Annotated in this window: 17 protein-coding genes and 1 pseudogene; 5 read left to right on the top strand and 13 right to left on the bottom strand. The window is 68.2% G+C overall.

Annotation, left to right across the window (positions count from 1 at the left end):
- Nucleotides 1-32 precede the first annotated feature (32 nt).
- Together GZ998_RS08350 and GZ998_RS08345 are read right to left on the bottom strand one after the other, a co-directional pair.
- Nucleotides 33-1,766: an amino acid permease gene (locus tag GZ998_RS08350; RefSeq protein WP_219109580.1), complete on the bottom strand. Its 1,734-nt coding sequence runs from the start codon at nucleotides 1,764-1,766 to the stop codon at nucleotides 33-35.
- A 10-nt stretch (nucleotides 1,767-1,776) separates the two neighbouring features.
- Entirely contained in the window at nucleotides 1,777-3,183 is a 1,407-nt protein-coding gene (locus GZ998_RS08345; RefSeq protein ID WP_219109579.1) for a glutamate decarboxylase, read from the bottom strand.
- 932 nt (nucleotides 3,184-4,115) lie between these two features.
- Here GZ998_RS08345 and GZ998_RS08340 point away from each other — a divergent pair.
- Entirely contained in the window at nucleotides 4,116-5,285 is a 1,170-nt protein-coding gene (locus GZ998_RS08340; protein WP_219109578.1) for a hypothetical protein, read from the top strand.
- A 28-nt stretch (nucleotides 5,286-5,313) separates the two neighbouring features.
- On the opposite strand, the gene GZ998_RS08335 is transcribed toward GZ998_RS08340, so the two are convergent.
- The 7 genes from GZ998_RS08335 to GZ998_RS08305 all read right to left on the bottom strand — a co-directional run bounded on the left by GZ998_RS08335 (nucleotide 5,314) and on the right by GZ998_RS08305 (nucleotide 17,819).
- Nucleotides 5,314-8,961: a DEAD/DEAH box helicase gene (locus tag GZ998_RS08335; protein WP_219109577.1), complete on the bottom strand. Its 3,648-nt coding sequence runs from the start codon at nucleotides 8,959-8,961 to the stop codon at nucleotides 5,314-5,316.
- A 98-nt stretch (nucleotides 8,962-9,059) separates the two neighbouring features.
- On the bottom strand, nucleotides 9,060-13,652 hold the full coding sequence (locus GZ998_RS08330) for a DUF4011 domain-containing protein (protein ID WP_257505644.1): 4,593 nt from the start codon (nucleotides 13,650-13,652) through the stop codon (nucleotides 9,060-9,062).
- Nucleotides 13,649-13,891, bottom strand: a complete 243-nt coding sequence (locus tag GZ998_RS08325) for a hypothetical protein (protein WP_161923633.1) — start codon at nucleotides 13,889-13,891, stop codon at nucleotides 13,649-13,651. The genes GZ998_RS08330 and GZ998_RS08325 overlap by 4 nt, the downstream gene beginning before the upstream one ends.
- Nucleotides 13,892-14,057: 166 nt before the next feature.
- A complete protein-coding gene (locus GZ998_RS08320) occupies nucleotides 14,058-14,237 on the bottom strand; it encodes a hypothetical protein (protein WP_219109576.1) in 180 nt (59 codons plus the stop codon).
- Nucleotides 14,238-14,490: 253 nt separating this feature from the next.
- A complete protein-coding gene (locus GZ998_RS08315; protein ID WP_219109575.1) occupies nucleotides 14,491-15,081 on the bottom strand; it encodes a DUF1349 domain-containing protein in 591 nt (196 codons plus the stop codon).
- Nucleotides 15,082-15,366: 285 nt separating this feature from the next.
- Nucleotides 15,367-15,939: a lipoprotein LpqH gene (locus GZ998_RS08310; protein WP_161923630.1), complete on the bottom strand. Its 573-nt coding sequence runs from the start codon at nucleotides 15,937-15,939 to the stop codon at nucleotides 15,367-15,369.
- A 908-nt stretch (nucleotides 15,940-16,847) separates the two neighbouring features.
- Nucleotides 16,848-17,819: a diaminopimelate dehydrogenase gene (locus GZ998_RS08305; RefSeq protein ID WP_219109574.1), complete on the bottom strand. Its 972-nt coding sequence runs from the start codon at nucleotides 17,817-17,819 to the stop codon at nucleotides 16,848-16,850.
- A gap of 162 nt (nucleotides 17,820-17,981) precedes the next feature.
- Here GZ998_RS08305 and GZ998_RS08300 point away from each other — a divergent pair, with 162 nt between their 5' ends.
- Nucleotides 17,982-18,503: a DUF4256 domain-containing protein gene (locus tag GZ998_RS08300; protein WP_219109573.1), complete on the top strand. Its 522-nt coding sequence runs from the start codon at nucleotides 17,982-17,984 to the stop codon at nucleotides 18,501-18,503.
- A 41-nt stretch (nucleotides 18,504-18,544) separates the two neighbouring features.
- Here GZ998_RS08300 and GZ998_RS08295 read toward each other — a convergent pair whose 3' ends face one another.
- On the bottom strand, nucleotides 18,545-18,787 hold the full coding sequence (locus GZ998_RS08295; protein WP_161923627.1) for a type II toxin-antitoxin system ParD family antitoxin: 243 nt from the start codon (nucleotides 18,785-18,787) through the stop codon (nucleotides 18,545-18,547).
- Between the two features lie 65 nt (nucleotides 18,788-18,852).
- The gene (locus tag GZ998_RS08290; protein WP_219109572.1) at nucleotides 18,853-19,779 is read right to left on the bottom strand and encodes a hypothetical protein; all 927 of its coding nucleotides are present in this window, start codon (nucleotides 19,777-19,779) and stop codon (nucleotides 18,853-18,855) included.
- 33 nt (nucleotides 19,780-19,812) lie between these two features.
- Here GZ998_RS08290 and arfB point away from each other — a divergent pair, with 33 nt between their 5' ends.
- Nucleotides 19,813-20,253 (top strand): alternative ribosome rescue aminoacyl-tRNA hydrolase ArfB, encoded by a 441-nt coding sequence (gene arfB / locus GZ998_RS08285; protein WP_219109571.1) that lies wholly within the window; start codon nucleotides 19,813-19,815, stop codon nucleotides 20,251-20,253.
- Between the two features lie 1,046 nt (nucleotides 20,254-21,299).
- On the opposite strand, the gene GZ998_RS08280 is transcribed toward arfB, so the two are convergent.
- A complete protein-coding gene (locus tag GZ998_RS08280) occupies nucleotides 21,300-22,148 on the bottom strand; it encodes an alpha/beta fold hydrolase (protein ID WP_161923624.1) in 849 nt (282 codons plus the stop codon).
- Entirely contained in the window at nucleotides 22,145-23,149 is a 1,005-nt protein-coding gene (locus tag GZ998_RS08275) for an NADP-dependent oxidoreductase (protein ID WP_257505704.1), read from the bottom strand. Before GZ998_RS08275 ends, GZ998_RS08280 begins: the two co-directional genes overlap by 4 nt.
- A 394-nt stretch (nucleotides 23,150-23,543) precedes the next feature.
- On the opposite strand from GZ998_RS08275, the gene GZ998_RS08270 reads away from it, so the two are divergent.
- Both GZ998_RS08270 and GZ998_RS08265 read left to right on the top strand, forming a co-directional pair.
- Nucleotides 23,544-23,975, top strand: a complete 432-nt coding sequence (locus GZ998_RS08270; RefSeq protein WP_219109569.1) for a helix-turn-helix domain-containing protein — start codon at nucleotides 23,544-23,546, stop codon at nucleotides 23,973-23,975.
- A gap of 121 nt (nucleotides 23,976-24,096) precedes the next feature.
- Nucleotides 24,097-24,337, top strand: a pseudogene (locus GZ998_RS08265) (type II toxin-antitoxin system RelE/ParE family toxin).
- The last annotated feature ends 6 nt before the right edge of the window (nucleotides 24,338-24,343 follow it).

The following is a 24,343-nucleotide window of genomic DNA, read 5'->3' as shown; positions in this document are numbered from 1 at the left end:
GGCGGGGAGGCCCCGGCCCGCCCCGCAACGGGCTATGAGGCCCGTCCTACGGAGTGGATTCCGTGGCGCCTGGAGACCAGCCGCAGATGGCGCCTGCCGGGGCGCGAGTGGTCGGCGTCGTCCGGATCCGCCGGGTCGGGTGGGTTGACCAGGACGGCCTCGCCGACGGCGTGGTCGGGCTCCAGCTGCCAGCTGGGGCGGCGCAGTGCGTAGAAGACCAGCGGCGGCGCCCCGAGTACGACAATCACCAGGCCCACCACCAGGGCATAGCCGGCGCTGCTCAGCCCCGTGAACCCCGACGGGCGCACGAAGGACAGGATGAAGGCCGCAGCGCAGGCCGCGAAGCCAATCCCGGCAACCAGCCCCATGGCGGGGGTGCGGTAGGTGCGCCGTACCTGCGGGCGGGTGGCGCGCAGGCGCAGGGCGGCGGCGAACAGCATCATGTACATGATCAGGTAGAGCGCGGCGGCCATGTCGATCAGGGTGACGAAGGCGGTGTTGCCGTTGGGGATGACCACGAACAGCAGCGCCAGGATCGTCACGATTACGCCTTGCAGCAGCAGGATGGAGCGCTGCACGCCGGCCCGGTTGCGCTTCTGCAGGACCGGCGGCAGCAGGCCGGTGCGGGCGGCGGTGAGCAGGCCCTTGGACGGGCCGGCGATCCAGGTGACCACGGAGGCGAAGGCGCCCAGGGCGATCAGCAGCGAGACCAACGGAGTGCCCCAGGCCAGGTGCCAGTGGTCGAAGTAGGCCTGGAAGGCCAGGTTGATGCCGTCCACCACGCCCAGGCTCGCCTTGGGGACCGCGACGGCGATCGCCAGGGTCGGCAGGATGAAGATCGCCAGGATCACCACCGCCGAGATCAGGACCGTGCGCGGGTAACCGCGGCCGGGGTCGGACAGATCGTTGGCGTGAACGGCGTTGACCTCCATGCCCGCGTAGGCGAGCACGTTGGACACGATCAGCACGATTGAGGCCAGGCCGGTCCAGGGCGGCAGGATCGCCGACGCCGCCAGTTCCGTCTGGGAGGGCGTGCCGGTTGCCAGCCAGGCGGCGCCGAAGATGATAAGTAGCGCTGCCGGCAGGAGCGTGCCGACGATGCCGCTCCACGAGCCGACCTTGGCGAAGAGGTTGCCGCCGGCCAGCGTGATGAAGGTGGAGACCCAGTACAGGACGATGATGACGGCGGCCACGTACACGCCGTTGTTCGCCAGGGAACCGCCACCCACTACGTAGGACAGGCTCACGGCGATGAAGGCGATCTGGGTGGGGTACCAAACCACGTTCTGCACCCACTGCAGCCAGATGGCCACGAAGCCCCAGCGTTCGCCGAAGGCCTCGCGCACCCAGATGAACACCCCGCCCTTCCAGCCGGTGGCGAGCTCTGCGGCTACCAGCGCCGTCGGCACCATGAACAGCACCGCGGGGATCAGGTAGAGCACCATGGAGGCCAGCCCGTAGCCGGCCATGGCGGGCAGGGACCGCAGCGAGGCCACGGCCACCACGGTGAGCATGGCCAGGTTGAACACGCTCATTGAGGCGGGCGGGCGGTTGGCGTCCGTGCCGGCGGTGTCGGCGGCGGGCGCGTTGCCGGGCATCGTGTGGGCGGTGGGCAGGTCCCCGAGCGTGCCCGCGGGCGGGCGGCTGGACCGGGTGCCGGAAGAGTCGGGGGCATGGACGGAGTTGGGCGCGTTCACCGCACCGCCCCGAGCGGCGTCGTCGGGAACGGAGGTTCCGGCGGCATGGCCGGAGGTTCTAACGGACATTTTCGGCTCCTCAGTGGTGGAAGGCGGCGGGGCGGTCCGACTCCTGGGGCAGCGGCCCGTCGAGCCGGTCGAGGTAGGCGACCTCGGCACGCAGGTCCTCCAGGAGGGCGTCGGCAAGGTCATGGCTGAGCCCGTTGCGGACGACGATCCGCTGCACGGTGACGTCGGTGAGGTCATCGGGCATCGGGTAGGCGGGGACCAGCCAGCCCTTCATGCGCAACCGGTCGGACAGGTCGTACAGGTTCCACTTGTCGGTGTGGTCGGCGCGCAGCCTCCAGGCGAACACAGGGATGTCGGAGCCGTTGTTCCACAACTCGAAGGCGCCCATGGCGGCGATCTGGTCGGCCAGGTAGCGGGCGACGTCGCGGCTGTTGGCCTGCACCCGCCGGTAGCCGTCGAATCCGAGCCGCAGGAACATGTAGTACTGCAGCAGCACCTGTGCGCCGGGGCGAGAGAAGTTCAGGGCGAAGGTGGGCATCTGCCCGCCCAGGTAGGAGACCTCGAAGATCAGCTCCTCGGGCAGGGCGGCCTCCTCGCGCCACACCACCCAGCCGATGCCGGGGTAGACCAGCCCGTACTTGTGGCCGGAGGTGGAGATGGAGGCAACCCGCTCGATGCGGAAGTCCCACTCCAGCTCGGGCTGGATGAAGGGGGCGATCATGGCCCCGGAGGCGCCGTCGACGTGGATGGGAACGTCCAGGCCGGTGCGCTCCTGGATGGCGTCCAGTGCGCGGGCGATCTGGGCGACGGGCTCGTACATGCCGGTGTAGGTCACCCCCATGATGGCCACCACGCCGATGGTGTTCTCATCCACGTAGTCCTCCAGGCCGTGGCCGTCCAGGACCTTGTGCTCCTCGCTGATGGGCACATACCTGGGCTCGACGTCGAAGTAGTTGCAGAACTTCTCCCAGCACACCTGCACGGCGCTGGACATGACCAGGTTGGGCCGGTCGGCGGGCTTGCCGGCGGCGCGGCGGGCGTTGCGCCAGCGGCGCTTGAGCGCCAGCCCGCCCAGCATGCAGGCCTCTGAGGAGCCGATGGTGGAGGTGCCGATGGTGTGACGGGGGTCCGGGGCGTGCCACAGGTCTGCGAGCATGGTCCAGCAGCGGGTCTCGATCTCCGCGGTGCGCGGGTACTCATCCTTGTCGATCATGTTCTTGTCGGCCGCCTCCAGGTAGAGGCGGCCCGCATGGTCATCCATCCAGGTGCTGACGAAGGTGGCGAGGTTCATGCGTGCGTTGCCGTCCAGCATCGCCTCGTCGTGGACCACCTGGTAGGCGGTCTCGGGCAGCGCCTCCCCGGCGGGGAAGCGGAACTTCGGCAGGTCATAGGCCTCGCCGGGGCGGGCGAACAGCGGGTTGAGCTCACTGCTGCCCGGGTCCGGCGCGGAGGAACCGTCGAATACTGGCCGTGGCATGTCGGAATCTCCTCTCGGTTGACAACGATTGACATATGGATATCACCATGCTGTGCTTGATACCACTCCAACGCAGCAATATGCCAACACTCGCAATTTACCAAGGCTATCTTCCCAGCTTTCCGAAACAATTGCTATACCTGCCAGGAATCCTCAAGCTTTTCTTTATAGCGGACACCGCCGCAAATAGGGCAAGAATCACCCGAGAACATCCTGAAGACGCCCACCACATTCGCCCAACTCACCCACACCCCCACGAACATGAATGCCACCTGGCTGTAGTCGCGGGGATTCCTGAACACCTAACGACTCTCCGCATTCGCGGGTGCGGCGGGTCAGCCGGGAGGGCCATACATGGCGGTCGGCCGCTCTGGCCGGAGGGGACGAAGCCCGCCGTACCGGGCGATCACCAACATGCAGGCCACGAGCGCAAGTCCCACCATGCCCGCCCGAGCCATGGCGGACTGCGCCGCCATCCTCACCGTCACTGGACCAGACCACACCCCCCGCGCCGGCAAGCCGCCCACCCAGCCGACTGCGGCCGCCATCACGAGCCATCAAGGCTGCGTGGGCCGCCGGAACCAAACACCTGGCCTAGTTGACCTATTCGTGACATGCTGTGCGGCATGAGCATGCCGCCCCCGTCGCACCCCGGCTACAACAACACCCCTGCCAACCGCCACCTTCCACCACAGGGACAACCCATCCCCTGGCAGTCGGCACAACCGGTTCAGGGCCCCAGCTGGGTGACACAGTCGGCGCCTCAGCAGGGCACACCCACGGCTCAACCCCAACCGCCCTCACCGGGCGCATACGGCCATGCCCCCACCCCACCGGCGCATCCAGCGCGACCGAGGCGGACCCGAACGTTACTCATATCAGTCCTGGTACTGGCACTCGTCCTTGCCGTTGGCGGCACCACCGCACTCATCGTGCACAAACGGAACAGCAACGCCGAGGCCTCCGATACGAATTCCGACCAGTGGTCGCAGGCCTGGCTGGACGGATTCGAGGAGGCCTGGTCCCTTGAGGCACCCACGGACTTCCGCGACAAGGAGATATCGACGCGCATCCACGGCAACCGACTGGTACGGATCACCAGCACGTCCGAAACTGCGACTGTCGCCGTTTTCGACATCTCCAAAAACAACCCCAGGCAGCTGTGGGAAACTCAGCAGGATGTTTCCGAAGCCATCGATCGGACCACAATCTGGGACGGTCGGATCGTCGTCGAGAACACGTTGATCGACGTTTACTCCCAGGAACGCAGCGTCGCACCCTGGGACGCGGACGCCCGGGTGAGCATCACGTCAACTGGCGCGATCGCCTGCGTAGACTCGACCTGCCGGTACTGGACTAGCCCCTCGGAGATGGCGTGGGAAACCGACTTCGGGACGGATAGCCCGGTGACAGTCCAGTCATCTAAAATCGTGGACGGGTACACACTCGCCAGCTCGTCCGACTACGACCACTTCGTAGTTGACTTGAGCACCGGCGCCACGAACGAGCTGGACACTAACAAGCACACCATCCAGCAGCCACTTGCGGACGGCTGGCTGGTTCGCTCCGGCGGAGGTTCACGCAAGGAGTCAACTATCGACCTTTACGAGCCCGACGGCACCTTCAGTGAGTCATTTAAGTACAATGAGTCCGCCTCATTCTCCAGCTACCCGTGGTCGCCCACTCCTTTCACACGGGAGCAGGCCAAACTCTGGCTAAAGGACCTCGACACCTCCTGGGCCCCATCAAGCTATTCCGCCTCAGAAACAGACACCAGCTGCAAGTCAATCACCATCAACGGAAACGATATCGTGCTGGGCAAGGACAACGCCCTGTTCGGGGTGAACCGCAAGAAGGAGTGCGCCTCTACTAGTGCCTTACAGGCGTTGTATCACTCCGGCCAGGGGCAGGTGCAGAAATTCAGTAAAAGGGATGGATACAAACTGTCCCTGGTGCTGGTGGACATGGTCACCGGACGCGCCTCAGAACCAATTCCACTTGGTACGACCGAGGAACGCCCATCACATAGGTCTATCGGCGACCTACTCCTCGTCGAATTCAAATATGGCAAAGTCATCGCCTACCGGCCCAGCTCATCGTGAGCGGGCCGCCCCCGGGTACGGGGCCGCCCTACTCGCCGCCGAGCAGTTCGCGGATCTCCTGTGCGGTCAGGCGGGCACGACTGGACGGCGTAGCCCCGGCGCGCGCCGCTGCCCCGTCGGCTGCGGCGTCCGCCGCGTCCGCGGCTCCCTCCACCACACGCTCGAACAGATCAGCCTTCTTTTCCTTCAGGGTCATGACCTTCTCCTCGATGGTCCCGGCGGATACCAGCCGGTAGACCATTACAGGCTTGTCCTGCCCGATACGGTGCGCGCGATCCACGGCCTGCTCCTCGGCCTGCGGGTTCCACCACGGATCCAGCAGAAACACGTAATCGGCCTCAGTCAGTGTCAGGCCGAAGCCACCGGCCTTCAGTGAGATCAGGAACACCTCGGCCTCACCACTGCGGAAGGCGTCGATCGCCTCCTGCCTGTCACCGGTGGCTCCGTCCAGGTAGGTGGTGCGCATACCGGCTGCCTCCAGCGCGTCTCGCACCCCACGCAGGTAGCGGGTGAACTGACTGAACACCAGGGCCTTGTGCCCCTCAGCCACCACCGGCTGCAACGTGTCAAGCAGCACCTCCACCTTGGCCCCGGGCTTGCGCCTCTGAGTGGGCTTGCCGCTTTCGGCGGCCTCGGATTCTTCAACCAGCGCCGGATCAAGTGCCATCTGCCGCAATGTGGTCAGGGACTTCAGCGCGGTGAACCGCGACTGCGCCGTGTCCTCCTCCAGTAGCCCCAGTACCTTCTGTCGTTCGCGCGCAAGCCGGCGGTCGTAGGCGCGCCGGTGCGCCGGGGCCAGCTCCACGGTCATGACCTGCTCATTCTTGGCGGGCAGGTCGGCGGCGACCGCCTCCTTGGTGCGACGCATCATGAAAGGGCGGATGCGGGTGCGCAGTGCCGCCAGCGCAGCCTCGTCCCCGTGCTCCACGGGGCGCCGGTACAGCTCGGCGAAGCGCTCCGGCCCGGGCAGCAGGCCGGGCGCGGTGATGGACAGCAGGCTCCACAGGTCCATCAGCGAGTTCTCCAGCGGTGTGCCCGTGATTGCTACCGTCGACGGTGTGTGCAGGCGCCGCATGGTCTTGTAGGTGACCGCGTTGTGGTTCTTGACAAACTGGGCCTCGTCCAGCACCACCCAGGACCAGTCTACGGCGGTGAAGTCCTCCTCCTCGATGCGGGCGATGGTGTAGCTGGTGACCACTAGATCGGCGCCGGAGCGGATCTCCTCCAGATTCTCGTCCCGCTTGGCACGGGTGCGGGTGATGGCGCGTACCCGCAGGTCGGGGCAGAAGCGGGCAGCCTGCTCCGCCCAGGCGCCGACGACGCTCGTGGGCGCCACCACCAGCACCGGGCCGTCAAACGCCCCGGGCTGCGCCGCCTCGCCGACCTCGGCACCGTTGTGGGCAGCGTCCACACCCGCCGCCCGCTGCTCCGCCATGCGCTGGACGACGGCGAGCACCTGGATGGTCTTTCCCAGGCCCATGTCATCGGCAAGGATGCCGCCGAGCCCGGTGGACTGTAGTAGAGCCAGCCAGCGGTAACCATCAAGCTGGTAGGGACGCAGCTCGGCGCGCAGCCCGGCAGGCGCCGGCGCATCCACAACCGACGGCGCCCCGCAGGCACCGCCGGCGTCTGCGGTCCCAGCACGGTCACCGCCTGCCGGCCCGCTCCCCGCACCGTCCTCGGCCGCGGCGGCCACCGCCAAGAGCCGCTCAACGCCCTCACGCCAGCGGCGGGCCGCCTCCCCGATCACCCCGAGCTGCTCCAACTCGGCGTACAGGCCCGCCTGGAAGGCGGTGACCGCCAGGTCGCCGGCGCTGCGGGCATGGGGATCGCGCAGGTCACGGCCCTCCTCCATGAGCCGGGCCAGGCGCGTGATCTCGGGGCGGTCGGCAAGGCTGATCCACTGGCCGGAGTCCAGCAGCACCTCATCGGCGCCCTGGGCGACCGCGGTCATCAGCCGCTCCACGGGCACGTCCTCTTCCCCCACTTTCACGCGCACCCGCAGGGAGAACCAGTCAGGCCGATCGTCGTCATCGGCAACGTCGGTGGTGATCAGCGGGGCGTCCTCGGCCTCCCGGTAGTCGGGCACACGGCCCTCCACCTCGACGACGACGCCGTCGACCGCCTCCAGCGCGGGCAGGGCCTGGGACACCAGCCGCGCAGTGCTCATACCGGTGAAGACGCCCCGCTGCCACAACGGACCGTGCGTCGGCACCAGCGGCATACAGGCCTCGACGATGCTACGGGCCAGGCGGTCCTCGGCGCGGGCGTCACGTGCCACGGGCGCTGACTTGGCCGAGTGCGCCGGACCGGGTTCTGTGATTACCGCCGTGTGAGGCTGGAAACCGGTGCTCGTCCCCGCCTGAGCGGCAGTGCCGAGGACCCGGCCCCAGCTCGGCGGCGCAGGCCCGTTGAGAAGCTCCGTGAGGCTGCCCAGCTCGGCTTCTCCTCGATTGTCCCCGGATGACGTGAGGTAGCGGATGGACCAGGAGGTCTCGGCGCGGTGAGCGGCAGCGTCCAGCTCGATGCGGAGCACAGCGGCCGGCGCGCCGACATCCGGCACGTTCAGGGTGGGGTCGAGGTCGACGATGGGGACTGCTGCGGCGAGCCGCCCCAGGTGCTCGCGTTCAAAGCGGCCCACGTCCGCGGCGGGAACGGTGATCTGCTCGTTGTGCGCCAGCAGTCGGCCCAGTACCTCATCGGGCGGCGGCTCCAGCGGCATGAGATTCAGGGCGCCGTCGCCGCCTGTGAGCGCGTATGCGTGGACGGGGTTGCCCAGCGGCCGGGGCGCGCTGGCGGATTCTGCGCCGAGCATGAGCCCCTCCACCGCATCAATATCCAGTGCGGCGGCTACAAGAGCAGTGCCGTCAGCCTGACGGTTCACCCCGACGCCGGCACGCAGCCCGGGCAGGATGCGCACCTCATGGCCAGCATGCTGGGCCGTCGTCAGTGTCACCCCGGCGGCGACGGCGCGCCGCAGTGCGTCCCAGACGCGAGTCGGCAGCGCGCCCAGGTCGATAACGGCGTTGCTGTAGTAGTAGTCGCCGTAAGGGTCCATGGAGGCCAGGTCCGCCAGGGCGGAAAGCACGTCCGGGGCGACTTCACCGGTCAGCTCCCCGGTTGTCAGGCCGCGCCAGGAGATGCCCTGCTTGACCCAACCACGCTTGCCGGCGATCAACGGGCGCAGGTGCAGGCGCCCCGGCCGGGCGGAGGATGCCCCGAAGCGTCCGGTGCGGCCGGGTGCGGTCGCCGTGTCCGCGACCTCGAGGGCGACGGCCCGGTACGCCGTACGCCGAGTACGCAGCAGCTGGTTGAGGCGGCGTTCCCAGTCGATGTCACCGGCAGGTGCTGAGGCGGACTGGGCCTGGCCCCGCGCGGTCAGAACCAGGGCGGCCGTGTGCTTGCAGTTACCGCCCACCGGGCAGGAGCAGGTGCCGGACCAGCGCACGCGCTGGCCGGAGATGCGGGCGAACACCATGGTCTGGTAGACCCGCCCCTGCGCACCGCGCACCGCGGCGGCGAGAATCTCACCGTTGCCCGAAACGGAGAGGTTGGCTACCCGCCCCTGCTCCGCGTAACGGCGCCCCCGTCCGAAGGCCGGCGCGCCGACCACGCCTATTATCTCAGCATCGGCTACTCGTGCCGGCCAGTCCTCGGGCGTTATCTCTCGGGCCATGCCCCCACCATACGGGCGGGGTCCGACACATATCGAACCGCTTGGACCGCCGCAGGGCGGCCGGGGGCCGCGCCTCCAAGGGCCTCAGCCCGACCGGGCTACCACCCGTCATCCTCCCGCTCAACCATCGCCAGCGCATCGGTCAGTGCCTTCTTGACTCCGCTGGCGCTGAGTCTGCGCTTCTTGCCGCTGAGGCGTTTGAGCGCCAGGTTACACAGATCCTCAGTGGAGACCCAGCCGGCTGAGCCAGCACGGAGTTCACGCATCAGCGCCGCCAGCTCCCGGGGGTGGATCTCCTCGATGGAGTCCACGTGATCCAGCGCATGACGCCGGTAGCGCACGGGCAACCGGGCGGCGTCCATGCTCCGCCACACGAAGCCTGCGTCGTCGGTGTAGGCGAATGCGTCGCCCAGCAGCGCATCGACCTTCTGCTCCCGGGACTTCACCACCCGGGTGAGCCCGTAGGCGCGGCAGAGCTTGACGATCAGCCGGTGCCGGGTGAGTGGGGACTCGACGTCGCAGATGGCACGGGCTGTCTCAACCACGTGTGCACGTTCTGGCGAGTTCTTGTCCTGTGCGCGGTCGAGTATCTCCAGCGGGTACACGCCCTCAGGCCGCCACTGCCGGTACTCCGTATCGGCGAGTGGCGCACTCTCCGGTGCGGCCGCATCATCCGATGCCACGACCGGCGTCTGCTCGTGCGGGGCCTCGGGCGCCAGGGCCTCGGTGGGCGTCGGCGTCGACTCTGTCTCCGCTACCGCCGGCTGCGGCCGAGCCGAAGTCACCGACGCCGATGCCTTCCCCGACGCCGATGCCTTCCCCGACGCCGATGCCTTCCCCGACGCCGCAGACGCCGTCAGCACTGCAGATGCTGTCGGCACTGCGGACGGTGCACTGGCCGCGGCCTGCAAACCCGCCGGCTCCGGCGCGCCTCCGGAGGCGGCGAGCAGGCGCGCGACCTCGGCATCCGCGTCGGCCACCCATGTGGGCATCCAGACGCGCTCAATCCGCTCCCACCCCATGGACTGCAGTACATCGACCGGCAGCAGGTCACGGTCCGTGGTGCTCGCCCGCCGATTCCAGCCGGGCCCGTCCAGCAGCACCGCTACGCGCGCTCCCCCGGCTCCGGTGACCACCAGGTCGATCTCGAAGTCCGAGTGCCCGACGCCGGCCATCACCTCGGCGCCCGCATCCCGTAGGCGCGCGGCGATCTGGTCGCGGTGCAGGTCCACGGAGGCGACCGAGCGCGGCCGGCCGTGCGGCGCGATGCCGCTGCGTGCTCGCCCCAAGTACTCGCGCAGGTCCTTCACCCCCTGGTGGGTGGAGCGCTCAGCGTGCAGGTCCTCCGGATCGAAGCTGGAGAATACGACCACCTGCCTGCGGGCCCGGGTGATCGCCACATTCAGCCGACGCTCACCGCCGACGTGGCTCAGGGAGCCGAAGTTGAGCGGCAAGTCCCCACGTTCATTGGCCGAGAACGTAACCGACACCAGGATCGTGTCGCGCTCCTCCCCCTGAACGTTGTTCAAGTTGCGTACGAACAGGCCATCGCTCGCATTTAGCGCCTCGATGATGCGTTCCCGGCCGCTGTTTCGCAGCTCGGTCTCGATCAAGTCGCACTGCTGGTTGTTGAAAGTGATGATTCCCAACGAAGGAGCGGCCTGCGGCGAGGCCTCAAAGCGCCTGCTGACCTCGTCTACGATCTGCCGAGCCTCCACCGGATTGGTGTTGGGCCTGATGCCACGGTGCTTGGCCGTTTCAGCACGGTAGTAGGTGCCGTTGACGCGCCGCAATGAGATGCCGTAACCGTCCGGCCCATCAGCCGGAGCGGCGGCTATCGCCAGTGGGCTCGGGAAGGACAGCAGCCTTCCGCCGTAGTAGTGCCGGTTGGAGAAGGCGATGAGTGACTCGACCCGGCTGCGGTAGTGCCAGGTCAGGCGGCGGGTGGGTAGGCCGAGTTCCAGGCAGCGATCGAGGATCGAGTCCGCGCCATCCTCCCCGGAGGTGCCACGACCAGACGCGGCCGCCGTGCCCGGCGGGGGTGTCGGCGGCATCTGCTTGGGGTCTCCTACCACCACTGCGGAGCGTCCCCGTCCCAGGGCGCCGACGGCGTCGGCAACGGTGATCTGGGAGGCCTCGTCGAAGACGACCACATCCACGTAGCGCCTATTCGCCGGGAAGAAACGGGCCACCGAGTCCGGGGACACCAGGATGCACGGGGTTATCGCGGTGATCAGGTCCCAGTAGGAGTCGACCAGGGCGCGGACATTCAAAGTGCTCTTGCGACGCTCAACCTCGTCGCGTAGCGCTGCAGCGCGCTCGCCGGCCTCACGCAGCACGCGGTCACGACGGCTCAGTACCGCATCGAGCAGCTCGGACGGCAGCTGTTCGCGTAGTCGGCTCTGCAACCGCCGGTACTCGTCCAGCCGGGCTTCGTGCTGGTCCGCGTCGAATCCGTCCAGCCCGCTACGGGCAGCGCAGGCGTTGAACAGTGCCTGCGCATGGGGCGCTGCGGACGCGTCCGCCCCCATGGCCTCCACCAGTTCCTGGCGAGCCGCATAGTAGGACTTGCCCTCCTGCCCCGGTGCGTGCAGCTGCTCACGATACGCCTCCAGTTCTCCGCGTGAGTCCGCCAGTTGCCGGCGCAGTCCCGCCAGCGCCGCGGCATCATGACCGGGTGCCTGCAGCTTCAGCGCCCCGCGTAGCGCCTCACAGACGTCGATGGGTCGCATGCCGTTGTCGTGCAGGTTGAGCAGCAGGTCCCCGATGCCGGTCTCCTCGCCCAGCCTCCGGGCGACGACGTCGAGCGCGGACTGCTTCTCCGCCACGAACATGACGGTGCGCCCCAGCGCCAGGGAGCGGAAGATGAGGTTGGCGACCGTCTGGGACTTCCCCGTGCCGGGAGGCCCCTCAACCACCAGGCTGCGTCCAGAGACAGCGTCGGCGATCACCTGGGCCTGGGCGGAGTCCGCCACCAGTGGCAAGTTCTCCACCACCTCATCGAGATCCGTCGCGGCTCCGGGGGCTTGGTCCTCAGCATCGGCGCCGGGAGTGCCCTCCAGCAGGCGTGCCACCAGCGGATTGGCGGTTATGATCGGCCAGTCCTCCTCCAGGTCCCGCCACATGCGGTAGGTGGAGAAGCGGAACAGCCCGAGGTGGACAGTGGAGTCGACGCGGTCGCGGCGACCTGCGGTACGCAGCTGTTGACGCAGGTTGTCCAGCGTGGACTCAACGTTGACGCCGTGAGCGTCGTATACGGGCTCACGCAACGCAGTCAGGTCGATGCCCGTATCCGCCTGGAAGCGTGCGCGCAGGGAGGAGTTGGGGGTGGACACGCCGGCCTCATCCAGCAACACGCCGAACGTATCCCCTTCCCGTTCCAGCTTCACGGGAACAAGGATCAGGGGAGAGCGCACACGCCGACCATCGGCGTACCAGCTAAGCGTACCGATCGCGAGGTACAGGTTGTTCGCCCCGGTGTTCTCCAGGGTGGTGCGAGCGGATGCGGCCATGCTCTGCAGGCGCCGCACGTACTCCTTGCTTCCAAGAACCGCACCCACGGTGTGCGCCTCCAGCAACTCCGTGGCGTCATCCGCCGCCTGCGTGACGTCCCGGGTGGACCTGGCGCCGAAGCCGGCCGCGGCCCTGAGGGTGATGTACTCGCGCTTGTTGACGATGTCCTCGAAGTCGCCGACGAGTTCCGGCGGCACCCTAAGCTCGATCGCTGAGCGCGCGGTTCGGTCGATCAGCGGGTTGCGCAGGGACAGGTCTAGCAGGGACCGTTTCCACTCCTCCACGCGCGCCGGCGCCGCCCCCACTGCCCGGTCGGTGCCCGGCCCGCCCACCGACCGCGTCGCGTCCGCATGCGCGGGCGCGGTAACAGCCGGACCCTCCGCGTCCTGTTCCGCCCGGACGGCGGACGGGGGCAGCTCCACGACGACGCCGTCCTCATCACGTTCGAGCGCCGGCTGCGGCACCGCACCACTGGAGCGCGCGGCGGCGATCGAAACCACGAGGGTCAGCTCTGAGAGGGCGGCCTCCACTATCTGCTGCGCCGCACCGCCCGGCACGTGCAGTACACCCGCGGGTGAGCGCAGGGCGGCGGACGGGTCTATCAGCCCGATGTCGCCCTGCCGCACCCCTGCGGCGAACGCCTCCGGAGAGTCCCCCACGCTCACCGCCCCATTTCTGGCGTATCCCAGCAGCACCGAGGTGGACGTCAGTGCCAGCATCGGGCGAATCCCGAGTCGTTCAAGGATGCCTGCGAGCAGGACTGCGACGTCGAGCTCGCTGCCGGCACGCGCATCCATAACCTCGCCCGCGGTGCGAACTGTTAATGGTTCCTGCCACCGTATAGTGCCGACGTCCGCCACGAGGCCACGGCTGCGCAGTACGGCGCAGGCCGCGTCGGCCACGTCGTCGGGGACCGGGCTCGGCGTACCTAGGCTCGCGCGCGCATGCGCCTGCGCTGCCAACGCCTGAACCACTGACTGATCGGGCTGGACGAAGGTCGCCAGCGCCGGGCCGGCCCAGAGGTCGCATCCGGCCTGCTGCCACTGGCGCGGGGACAACGCGGCGAGGGCATCAACCCGGCGGATCAGCTTCACGCCCTCCCGAGTGCTCAATTCCACGCGCACGTGGGCGGGGCTCGACTGGTCAACCTGTGCCAGGTTGCCCGGGTGGAGCTTCAAGGCTCTGCTGGTCCGTAGTTCGCGCTGCGCGTCCACATCCCAGGTGAACCGCCACGGCTCGACCAGCTCGCGGCCGCCAGGTCGGGGAACTCCGGAACCGGCCCCGACCCGGCAAGCAGGGCCCGCAGCGTTTCGGGTGTGCAACGATTGGCCAGCGTGTTGCGTAGATAACGCTCCAGATGCGGAGGGAGAACGCTGAGCATGCCCCGCAGGGCCAGATCGTGATTGTTGAACTTCATGGGCTTCGGTGCGGAGATGGTTGAGATTGCCCTGAGCTACCGGGCGTTTGGGCGTATGCCCGACACGCCCCGGAGGACTGCCCCACAGGGCCAGATGGAGCCGACTTGGGCAGGCTACAGGTTCCTCATGACACGAATTGCTAAAGGACCGCTACGCAGGCGCTTATCAGCGCCGTCGACGCACGATCTGGGCCACCAGTTCTCTACTGCATCCGAGCGCCTGGAAGGGGTGGATGCCATCGGCCCACGTCTCGTTGTCGGTGTAGATGACGAAGGTGTCCACTTCCAGCTCGTGTTCGGCGGCGTACAGCATGGGCAGCGCGCAACCCGTACCACCGAGGGGCATCGCATCCACCACCCTTAGCGCGTCATCAAGGCGGCGGCGGGGCTGATGCCCAACGGAGCCATCGCGGTCGGCTGCCAGTATCCCGGACGAGTACTGGAGAAGGCGAAGGCGGCGGAGCCCGGTTCAGCGGCAAGCTGCACCAGCGCCAGTGCGGCCGCCCATGGCGGGCAGCAACCCCATTCGGGTCAGGCGCGGCAGCCGGCGCATGAGCTCGGCCAGCGGCAAGCCCCGGCAGTACCGTCCGTGCCGCGAATCAGTGAAGTGAGGCGTCGGCCTCGGTGACCCTCCAGGCATGGAAGGGGACGGTCAGCCCGGCCCGGCTGGGGGCACACAGGTAGGGGCCGGCCTGCGCGACGGCGTCCTCGGGGAAGGGCAGCAGACGCACCATGCGCAGGGCGGCAGCGCCGTCGGGCGCTATGAGCCCCGCGCGCACGGTGAGAGCGTCACCTTTGCGGCTGACCCGAATGCGCACGCGCTCGCCCTGCCAGTCGGGCACCGGGCTCACCGACCAGTCGGAGTTGCCGGCCGTGACAACGGCACCCAGTTGGCAGGCGCCGTCGGAGAACTCAACCCCGGCCTTCACCCAGTTCTCGGGGTCGACGCGCACCATAATGCCGGCCTGGTCGAAGTTCTCAGTGAAGGCCGCGGTCATATCCACCTCAACCGCAGTGCCCGGCTGGAAGGGCGCCAGCAAGGCGTGGGCGGTGTCGACGATGAATCCGTAACTGGTGCGCCTCCAAGCGTCGGACTTCTCCACGGCGGTGACTAGCAGGTCCCCGCCCCTCTCCTCAGCAGCTGCGGGCGGGTTCAGCCAGTGGCCTGCGGACCAGGGAAGCGACGTCATGCCCCGACTCTAGCCGCGAGGCGGCGTGAGCGCAGTCCCCGTGGGCGGGCGATGCGGCATGTTCCGTCAGTTTCAGGGAGGCGACCCCAAGCGCAGTCCTCGTGGGCGGGAGATGAGAACCGCGCTGCGACGCGGCCAGCCGCCGCGCCCCGGCGGTATCCAGCTGCGCAGGTACCCCGGGCACACAGCTCCATCCGCGCCCCGCCCGGCGGCGGCAATGCGCGGCCACAACGCTCTCCGCGTGCGCGGCGCTTTCCCCCGGGGCGCCCGCACCGCCCGGGTACGTCAGGGACAGGTGATGACGAAGTCGATGCTCTTCGTCTCCGTCGAGCCACTCGGGGCGGCCTCACCAGTGACGGTGTAGGTCTTTTCGCTTACCTCGACCTGCACGTCTCCCGCCTGGCTCCGGTATCCCTCAATGTTCGTGTAGTTGAGGGACGCGTCATCGCCGGGGACGATGGTGATCAGTCGTACCTCGCTTGAGGCATCGTCAATAGCCAGGGACACCGAGCGCACCCCCGCGTCCGAAATCACGGAATCCGTCGGACCCACACCGATCGTGGTCTGGCCGTCCTGTGAGCCGCAGGCCACCCCGGCATTCTCGATCTCGAAGGGCTCGCCGTCGAGAGTTCCGGTGAAAGAGCCCCCGACCTTGACGTCCTCTAGCGGCAGTGGCGCGTCCGCACCCGGATCCGATTCAGAGTCGTTTCCTCCCTCGGCTGCGGTTGCCGAGTCCGCGACTGCCGGGGAGGCGGACTGCTCGGCGTCGCTCGAGCTGTTGCTGCCGCAAGCGCCCAGGCCGAGGACGAGCACGAGCGCAGCGGCCGTGGTGGTGGTCTTCAGGAGAGGAGTCTTCATGTCTGGATCCTGTCTACTGTCGGGACGGAAGCACGGCGCCTCGGGAGCGCCTGCGGCTGTGAAGCTACCAAGATAACGGTTCTGGCGCACTCACTCGCGCGTTCGAATCGCGGCCAAAGACGCACCTCCTGCCGGCATTCGCCGACCGCCCCACCTTCAAACCGCTGCAATGAGCCCGTTGACCGCCGCAGCTACGAGTCCCGAGCTGACGACCCCACGGTCAATCGCCGGATCAGCGGCACCCCGACAATTGCCGGGTAGCGGATCCCTGACAATCGCCGGGTCAGCGGCCCCCTGACGATACCCGTGAGCCATGGCACGGATTGCACCACTTTCAACCCGCGCCGTCCCCAACTCCGGGGGCGAACCGCACCATCACGCGGCTGGATCCGGCAGGCATCACCACCGCAGGTTGAAAGTGGTGCATTCCTTGACACTTCCCCACGCAGGGGCGAACCTGCCAAGGCGTCCTGGCGCTGCCCCGCACCTCCTCGCCTCCCACTGCGCCACTGAGTCCACCTCTCCTGGCGCGTGCAGCCAGTGGGTGCCCGGAACAACCGTCAGGCCAGCGACGAAGCGACGGCAGAAGTCCTCTGCCGACTCGCGCGGCACCAATTCATCCCGCTCCCCCATGATGATCGACATCGGCACATCCCAGACGACCGTCTGCCGGCCGTCCTGGGCGGCCCGCGAAGCGAATACCTCGGCATCGCGCCGCGAGCCACCCGCCCCGTGAACGCACAGGAAGGCGCGCGGCGCTCCCTCGGCCCCAGACGGTCACGTCATCACGGTCGGGAACGTCGAACGCTTTCGCAACCGCCATTGCTATCGGCCCATGGGCGCGGGCGATCACGCCGATTCACCTGCGTGAGCAGTCAGTCGGTGGAACGCCCGCGCCCGATCGCGCCTCACAGGTAGTGGGCGCGCAGGTCCTCGGGGGACTTGGCGGACAGGTCTGCCAGCGTCACGTCAAAAACGGTGCGCGCGCCAGACTCGCCGCGGGCAGCAATCCTCGCCACCGCCCGCCCCATGGCGGCCACCACGGAACCGGTGAACTCCGGGTTGGAGCCGAGCTGCAGCTCGAAGTTCACGGTCTCGGCCACACCATCGGAGGTGTGACCACGGCGAACCACGGTGCCGCCGTGCGGGATGCCGGCGTGCTCGGCGGCCAGTTCCTCGGCGGTGATGAAGTTGACGGTGGTGTCGTAGTCGGCGAAGTAGTTGGGCATCGCCTTGATCTCCCGCTCAATGCGGGCCAGGTCGGCGCCAGCCTCCGCCACCACATAGCACTCGCGCGTGTGCATGGAGCGAGTGGTGAGCTCAACATCATCGCCGGACTTGACCGCGGCGACGGTCGCCTCGACCGGCCGGGTGTACTGCTTGGCGTCCACAACGCCGTCAATGCGGCGCAGGGCGTCGGAGTGCCCCTGGGAGACGCCGGGACCCCAGAAGGTGGTGGTGGCGCCGTCTGGCAGGACGGCCTCCCCCAGGACCCGCAGCATGGAGAACAGGCCCGGGTCCCAGCCGGTGGAGATCAGGGCGACGTGCCCGGAAGCCTTGGCGGCGGCGTCGACGGCGGCGAAGTGCTCGGGGATGCGGGCGTGGGTGTCAAAGGAGTCGACCGTGTTGAACAGCACGGCGGCAGCCGGAGTCTGCTCGATCAGGTCGGTGGCCGAGCCGCCGCAGTTGAGGCAGACGTCCACCTTGTCGGCCCAGGCGGGCATGTCGTCCACGTGGGCGACGGGCGCGCCCTGAGTGGCGACCGTAGCCGGGTCACGCCGCGTGAAGACTACGACGAGCTCCATGTCCTCGTTCTTGGTGATGGCCTGCTCGGCGCCGCGCCCGAGGTTGCCGTATCCGTTGATCGCTACCCTGATCATGCTTCCTCCTGGTGTGCTTGCTACGGGGGCGATCCTAGAGACCTGTCGTGTTGCCGTCGCGTGACGGGCCGAGGAGTGGCCCGCGTCGGCGCATCCGCCGTGCCCCGTCCGCGTAAGCGACAATGTGTCCGGCCATTGGCACATCCGAACGAAGGAGACGACATGATCGACGTGCTCAGAGCCCGCTTCGCGGCATACCCGCACCGGCACGAGGGCATCTCCTGGGATGCGGTCGCCGCGCGCCTGGCCGCGCGTCCCGAGGCGCTGACCGTGCTCAGGCGCATGGAGGACACGGGTGGGGAGCCCGACGTCGTCGACTATGACGCGCAGGCGGACGAATTCGTCTTCTACGACTGCTCGGCCGAGTCCCCCGCCGGCCGGCGCAGCCTCTGCCTGGATGATGAAGCCCTGCGCTCCCGCAAGCGGAACCCGCCGCGGGGCAGCGCCGCGGGCGAGGCTGCGGCCTTCGGCGCCCGGCTCATGGGTGAGGCGGAGTACCGCCACTTGCAGAGCCTTGGGGAGTTCGACTTGAAGACCTCGACCTGGCTGGCGACGCCGGCGGACGTGCGTGCCCTGGGCGGGGCGCTGTTCGGCGACCGGCGCTTCGGCCGGGTCTTCGTCTACCACAACGGCGCCGACTCCTACTACGGTGCGCGCGGCTGGCGCGGTGTCCTACGGGTGTAGCAGTTGGGATCAGCGCGCTGCCGGGGTCAGCCGATAGATGCTCATGCCGTCTTTGAGGTTTTGGAGGCGATGAAGGCATCGAAGTCGAAGGGCTCAGCAGGCCCACTGGCCTCGCCTTCCGCAAGCGCTTCACGTAATGCCGCCAGTTCCGTCTCCCGATCCTCCAACAGGCGCAGGCCGGCGCGGATGACCTCGCTCGCGGACCGGTAACGTCCAGATCCGACCTGGTGCGCAATAAATCCGGTGAAGTGATCGTCGAGGCTGACGGAGGTGTTCGTTGCCATGACCCCATTCTACCAATAATTGGTACCCGCTACGTTGTGACCCCTCGCCGAACAAGAAAGTCGAGTCAGGAGCGGCGTGAACCCGCCGAACGGTGCACTATCTTGATCGCCTGCGGATCGTCGGGCAGCGCGACGAGCCCATCGGTGGCTCCATCCCAGTGCAGGGGCAGGGAGAAACCGGCACGTGCGAGTTCCGCCCGGATGGCGGCGGCGCGGGGATGGGCGATGACGGGCGGGTGGGCGGCCCCGGGATTGACGACGTCCAGGTCGGCGACAGCGGCGTGCAGGCGCGCCAGGCTAGCGCGACGGCGGGAGAGTTCGGGATTGAACTCCGGCAGGGCGAGCCTGGCGCGGTAAGGGCCCGGCATGGGTGCGGGCGCCCAGGCGACGTCAAGCAGGTCCTCGACGGCGTCCATTAGCACGGGCACAGCGGGGCGGCGTTCGGCGATCTCGGCGACGGCAGCCAGGTCCGCGTTAAGGGAGTCGCTGGCAAGCTCGGGCGTACGGGCCAGCCCGTGGACCACGCCGCCGAGAGGGATTGGCAGTAGCTTGCGCAGGCTGGCGACCAGGTAGTCGGCGTCGGGATGGTGCGTAGTTCCGGCGTCCGCCAGCAGTTCATCGGCACGCTCCAGCACCGTGTGGGTGGCGTCGACGACGATGCGCGCCCCGGTGCGGCGGGCGGCCGCGAGCGCGGTGCGAAGCTCGCCGCCGGCCCGGTTGCCGAAGGTCTCGGCATGCAGGACGAGCGGCGGGCGCGTGCAGGCCGCGAGCGCTGGGGCGAGTGCGCCGGGGTCGAGCAGGCCGGTGGGGCCGCAGCCGACGTCGGTGACGCGCAGGCCCTCGAGTTCGAAGGGGATGGCCATCGCGGTGCAGCGCACGCGGGGTGCGAGGACCTCGCGGACGCCGTCGGCGCGGGCCTCGCGGGCCACCAGGGCGAGCGCATGCCGGCCCGCGGCGGTGAATACGGGCGGAGGCTGGCGGGCCGGAGGCATGCGCCCAGGGTAGGCCCGGCGCACACTGGTCGCATGAAGGACCTGTTGATCCCGCCCGGCCCTGGCTGTCCGCGGGGGCTGACGGTGCCGGCGGCGGAGCTGAGCGAGCAGTTCACGCACGCGTCCGGCCCCGGCGGCCAGGGCGTCAACACCGCCGACTCCCGCGTCCAGCTGAGCCTGGACCTGGCGACGACGACGACGCTTGACGAGCGGCAGCGCCAGCGAGCCCTGCAGAACCTGAGCGAGCGCCTGACCGGGACGGTGCTCACGGTTACCGCGGCCGAGCACCGCTCCCAGTACCGCAATCGGATGGCGGCGCGGGAGCGCCTGGCGGGGTTGCTGCGGGGCGCACTCGCGCCGCCGGTGGCGCGCCGGGCGACCAAGCCCACCCGCGGTTCCCAGCGTCGTCGTCTGGCGGCCAAGCGACGGCGCGCGGAGCTCAAGAGCCTGCGCCGCAGACCGCCCGCCGAGTAGAGCCGCCGGCGCTTGCCGCGGCAGGGATGCGGGCGAGCGTTCTCAGAGACCCGCGGGCGGCCCTTTTGCTCCTCCGCCCGTCAGCGCATTGGAATTGGCCAGCCGACGAACATGCCGTCGATCTGTTCGGGCACGACGGCGCCGCGGCCGGTGAGGTAGGTCAGCTCGCCCATGCCGCGGAGCTTAGCGGCATGAGCGATCTTCTCCGATGAGCATCACGAGCCCTGACAAACGGGTTCTTCGCGTTTGCGAGTGCACTGGTGGGGTTGACTGGTCGGGGCGCCGGTGGAGGTGTTGAATCGTGGCCGCGGGGTGCGGGCTCTCGGGGCTTTGGGCGCAGTCTGCGTGCTGGCTGACGGCGGCCAACTCCTCTGCTGCGCCGAGCCGAAGCGGCCGGCGTTGTCGACGATCAGAATCAGATGCCTGGCGCCCCTGGCGAGAGACAAACGGTGCGTTGAACGACCTTCGCACCCGCTGCACGCTCCGGGCCGCGTTCCACGACCTTGGTGCTTGTCCACGACCTTGGTGCGCGTTCCACGACCTTGGTGCTTGTCCACGACCTTGGTGAGTGTTCCACGACCACCCCGGGGTAGTGCAACACGCACCAAGGTCGTGCAACGCACCAAGCAGCCCTCGCATCTCATGCCGTTCCCCCACCCAGACGCATCGCCGCCGAGCGTGAGGCATCATCACCTGCCCATGTTGCGAACCTCCACCGGGGCACGCCTCCACCACACCCGCAAATGCGAAGAACCGACAAGGCTCATCCGGTTCGGGGGTGTGGTGGTTGTGTCGGGGCTGAGGTGTCTGTTGCGCCGACGGACGTTAACAACGCTACTTAACGGCCTGCTGTATACCTCCCAGCCCTTCAGCAGACCGTTAACAGGCGTTGTTAACCCCGAAGTAGCGTTGCAAGCCAGGAAGCGGCGTTACAGATAATCCCGCTGCCAGACACCGGCGATGACGGCAGCTAAGTCCGACCCGGTGAACCGGAAGGCTCACCGGGTCCCTCCGACGAAGGAATCTGTGCAGGCAAAGCGGTTCCGTCAGTCCAGGAAGGCGCGAACCTGCGAGGCGAAAAGGTCGGGCTCCTGGAAGATGGCGCCGTGACCGGCACCGGGGTAGAGCTCCTCGAGCCTGGCGGCAGGCAGACGCCGTCCCAGGTCCAAGGTGTTGGAGCTGGGGACCATGAGGTCGTTGTCGCCGTTCACCACCAGGACCGGGTGGCCGATCCGGGACAGGTCCTGCGGCTCCTGCCGGCCCCAGCTGCGCACGGCCTTGAGCTGGCGCAGGAGGCCGGGCACGCGCGCGGCCCTGTCGGGATGCTTGAAGGCAGCCACACGGCCCAGGAACTCATCCGCCCTGTCCCAGGCGGCCACGGGGAAGAACAGGTAGTGACGGGCGTCCTTGCGGGTCACGGCCGCCTGCGCCATGGCCCGGAAGGTCAGGCCCGGTACCCGGGTGATGCCGGCGCCTCCCGCCGGGCCGGTGCCGGCGAGCACGGCCATGCGGAAACGTTCCGGGTGGGTCAGCAGCAGCTGCTGGGTGACAAATCCGCCCAGCGAGAGACCAAGGACGTCTACTTGCTCCAGCCCTGCGGCAACGAGGAACTCGATCACACCGTCGGCCATTCCCGCAACGGTGGTGGGCGCCGAGCCGGAGGAGCCGCCCATGCCGGGGTAGTCCACCGCGATGACCGGGCGGTCCTGCACAAATTGGTCGACCAGCCGCGGGTCCCAGCCGTCGAGGGTGGCCGCCAGGTGATTCAGGAGCAGCAGTGGCACCCCGCTGTCGGAGCCGACCGCCCGGTACGCGAAGTACGCGCCTTGGGGTGTGGTCATGCCCTCGACCGGCGCGTCCACGTACGAACCGTCGAAGTACTTCACCGTGCTCACGCTCCGCCCTCCACCACGATCTTGCCCGGGGCGGCCTTCCCGGAGGCGGACAGCTCCATGGCCTGCTCCAGTTCGCCCAGCTCGAAGGTGTGTCCCACCAGCGGCTTGATGCTGCCGTCCTCAATGGCGGGGGTGAGCTGTGCCAGGCGGCTGCCGTCGGCGCGCATGAAGAGGAACTTGTACGCGACTCCCTGCCGCTTGGCGGCGCGGCGCACCCCGCGGCTCATCATCCACATGACCGGCTTCAGGATCGGCTTACCCAGTTGTGCCGCGAACTCGGAGTCAGGCGCGCCGACCACCGAGACCATGGTGCCTCCCGGCCGAAGCACCTTCATGGATCGCAGCGTCTCTTCCTTTCCCAAGGTGTCCAGGACGACGTCGTAGTCCTTGACATGGTCCTCGTACCGCTGGGTCCGGTAGTCCACGACGACGTCGGCCCCCAGCTCGCGGGCCAGGTCAACGTTCTTGGTGCTCACCGTGGTTGCCACTGTGGCGCCGAGGTGCTTGGCCAGCTGGATGGCGATTGAGCCGAGGCCCCCGGTGCCGCCCTGGATGAAGACCTTGTCCCCCGGCTTGACTCGCGCTTTCTCCATGAAGGCCTGCGCGGCCGTGAGCAGCACCAGCGGCAGTGAGGCCGCCTCGGCGAAGCCGAGTCCGGCGGGCATGGGGGCGAGGTCCTCGGCGTCGACTGCGATGGACTGCGTGAAGGTGCCGATCCGGTTGATGCCCGGACGCCCGAACACGCGATCGCCCACCGTGAAGTTCTCCACGCCGGGGCCCACCTCGGTGACCACGCCGGCGAGCTCCTGTCCCAGCACTTGCGGCAGCCGGTAGCTGATGAGCTGCCGGAACTGCCCGGCTGCGATCATGCGGTCCAGCGGGTTGAGGCCCGCCGCACGGATATCAACCACCACCTGCCCCGGGCCGGCCACCGGCTCGGGCACTTCAATCCACTCGAGCGTCCCGCCGTTGCGGTAAGAGGTAAGCGCGTAGGCCTTCATCACGTGTGCTCCTGTCCCGGTCATGCTCCCGGCGAAGAAACCGCCGAGAGGAGCAGACCATCTAAGTTCAGATACCGAACCTAGCCTGCGCCGACTTCACTGTCAACCGGACAGTCCAGCCATACCTCCCAGCCATACCTCTTTCCTCATGCGCAGCCTTCACATCCCGGTCGCGGGCCGCAGACCGCAGTGCTACGATCGTTAAGTATCAAAAACGGACTCAGGGTTGCGTCGGCTTCGTCGGCGAGCGAGCACGGGTGCGCCTGCGGGCGAGCCGACGAACCTGTTCCGCCCGCATCGACGCCACACACATAAGCACATCGTGGGCACCGCGTGCACGCGCAGCGCCCCGGCGCCGTCGGCAGCCGCAAAGGATCAGGGAGTGCCAGACACCATGACGGGACCACAAACCACCTGCCCCATCGCGGCCAGCCTGGAGCTGCTGGGCGAGAAGTGGACCCTGCTGATCCTTCGCGATGTTTTCCAGGGCATACACCGGTTCAGCGACCTGGAGGAGAGCCTCGGGTGCCCGCGCTCAATCCTGTCGGCGCGGCTCAGGAAGCTCGTGGAGCATGGCGTGCTGCAAGTCGAGCCTTACCAGGAGCCGGGACGAAGGCAACGGCACGCCTACACTCTCAGCGCCAAGGGACGCGACCTCGCCCTCGTGCTGGCGGCACTGCAGCAATGGGGGCTCAAGTATCTGCCGAACGTGGCACCGATTGCGCCAGATCCGGTGCACGTGGACTGCGGCAGTCCCGTCGAGGCCCGCCTAGCCTGCCGCCGGGGGCACTACGTCGAGGCCGATGCCATCGGCTCTCAGGAGTGATCGTAAGCCACCGCCATCACACCGTTGGCACCCATGCCACCTGGATGGGCTTGATCATGTCCAGGTCACCGGCAGCGCGCCCTGCGCCGCCAGTTCCAGCCCGTACCGAGTCGAGTTGACCATGCGGGCCCACAAACAACTGAAGAAGATGGACCGGTTTGACGCCAGGATCCTCGCCACCTGGATCAAGAACAACCTCGATGGGTGCGCCGATCCCCGCCTTGGCAAGGGGCTGACTGCGAACCGCTCGGACGAATCGTTACCGCGTGGGCTCCTACCGGATCCTCGCGCTCATCCACGACGACATCGGCACGATCGAGGTCTTCCCGATCGGACGCCGCGGCAGGGCGTACAACGACTAAGCCGAC

The sequence above is a fragment of the Actinomyces sp. 594 genome (assembly GCF_019325145.1).
Lineage (GTDB): Bacteria > Actinomycetota > Actinomycetes > Actinomycetales > Actinomycetaceae > Actinomyces.
The sequence above is the reverse complement of the archived record's forward strand: the minus strand, read 5'-3'. Positions and strand labels throughout refer to the sequence as shown.

Bases quoted from the DNA above. Each gene is read 5' to 3' on its own strand.
- GZ998_RS08305 (WP_219109574.1), bottom strand. From the start codon at position 17,819: ATGATCAGGGTAGCGATCAACGGATACGGCAACCTCGGGCGCGGCGCC.
- GZ998_RS08320 (WP_219109576.1), bottom strand. From the start codon at position 14,237: ATGCCCCTCGGTGGTACGGGTTGCGCGCTGCCCATGCTGTACGCCGCC.
- GZ998_RS08300 (WP_219109573.1), top strand. From the start codon at position 17,982: ATGATCGACGTGCTCAGAGCCCGCTTCGCGGCATACCCGCACCGGCAC.
- GZ998_RS08315 (WP_219109575.1), bottom strand. From the start codon at position 15,081: ATGACGTCGCTTCCCTGGTCCGCAGGCCACTGGCTGAACCCGCCCGCA.
- GZ998_RS08275 (WP_257505704.1), bottom strand. From the start codon at position 23,149: ATGAAGGCCTACGCGCTTACCTCTTACCGCAACGGCGGGACGCTCGAG.
- GZ998_RS08270 (WP_219109569.1), top strand. From the start codon at position 23,544: ATGACGGGACCACAAACCACCTGCCCCATCGCGGCCAGCCTGGAGCTG.
- GZ998_RS08310 (WP_161923630.1), bottom strand. From the start codon at position 15,939: ATGAAGACTCCTCTCCTGAAGACCACCACCACGGCCGCTGCGCTCGTG.
- arfB (WP_219109571.1), top strand. From the start codon at position 19,813: ATGAAGGACCTGTTGATCCCGCCCGGCCCTGGCTGTCCGCGGGGGCTG.
- GZ998_RS08295 (WP_161923627.1), bottom strand. From the start codon at position 18,787: ATGGCAACGAACACCTCCGTCAGCCTCGACGATCACTTCACCGGATTT.
- GZ998_RS08290 (WP_219109572.1), bottom strand. From the start codon at position 19,779: ATGCCTCCGGCCCGCCAGCCTCCGCCCGTATTCACCGCCGCGGGCCGG.
- GZ998_RS08345 (WP_219109579.1), bottom strand. From the start codon at position 3,183: ATGCCACGGCCAGTATTCGACGGTTCCTCCGCGCCGGACCCGGGCAGC.
- GZ998_RS08335 (WP_219109577.1), bottom strand. From the start codon at position 8,961: ATGGCCCGAGAGATAACGCCCGAGGACTGGCCGGCACGAGTAGCCGAT.
- GZ998_RS08350 (WP_219109580.1), bottom strand. From the start codon at position 1,766: ATGTCCGTTAGAACCTCCGGCCATGCCGCCGGAACCTCCGTTCCCGAC.
- GZ998_RS08325 (WP_161923633.1), bottom strand. From the start codon at position 13,891: ATGAAGTTCAACAATCACGATCTGGCCCTGCGGGGCATGCTCAGCGTT.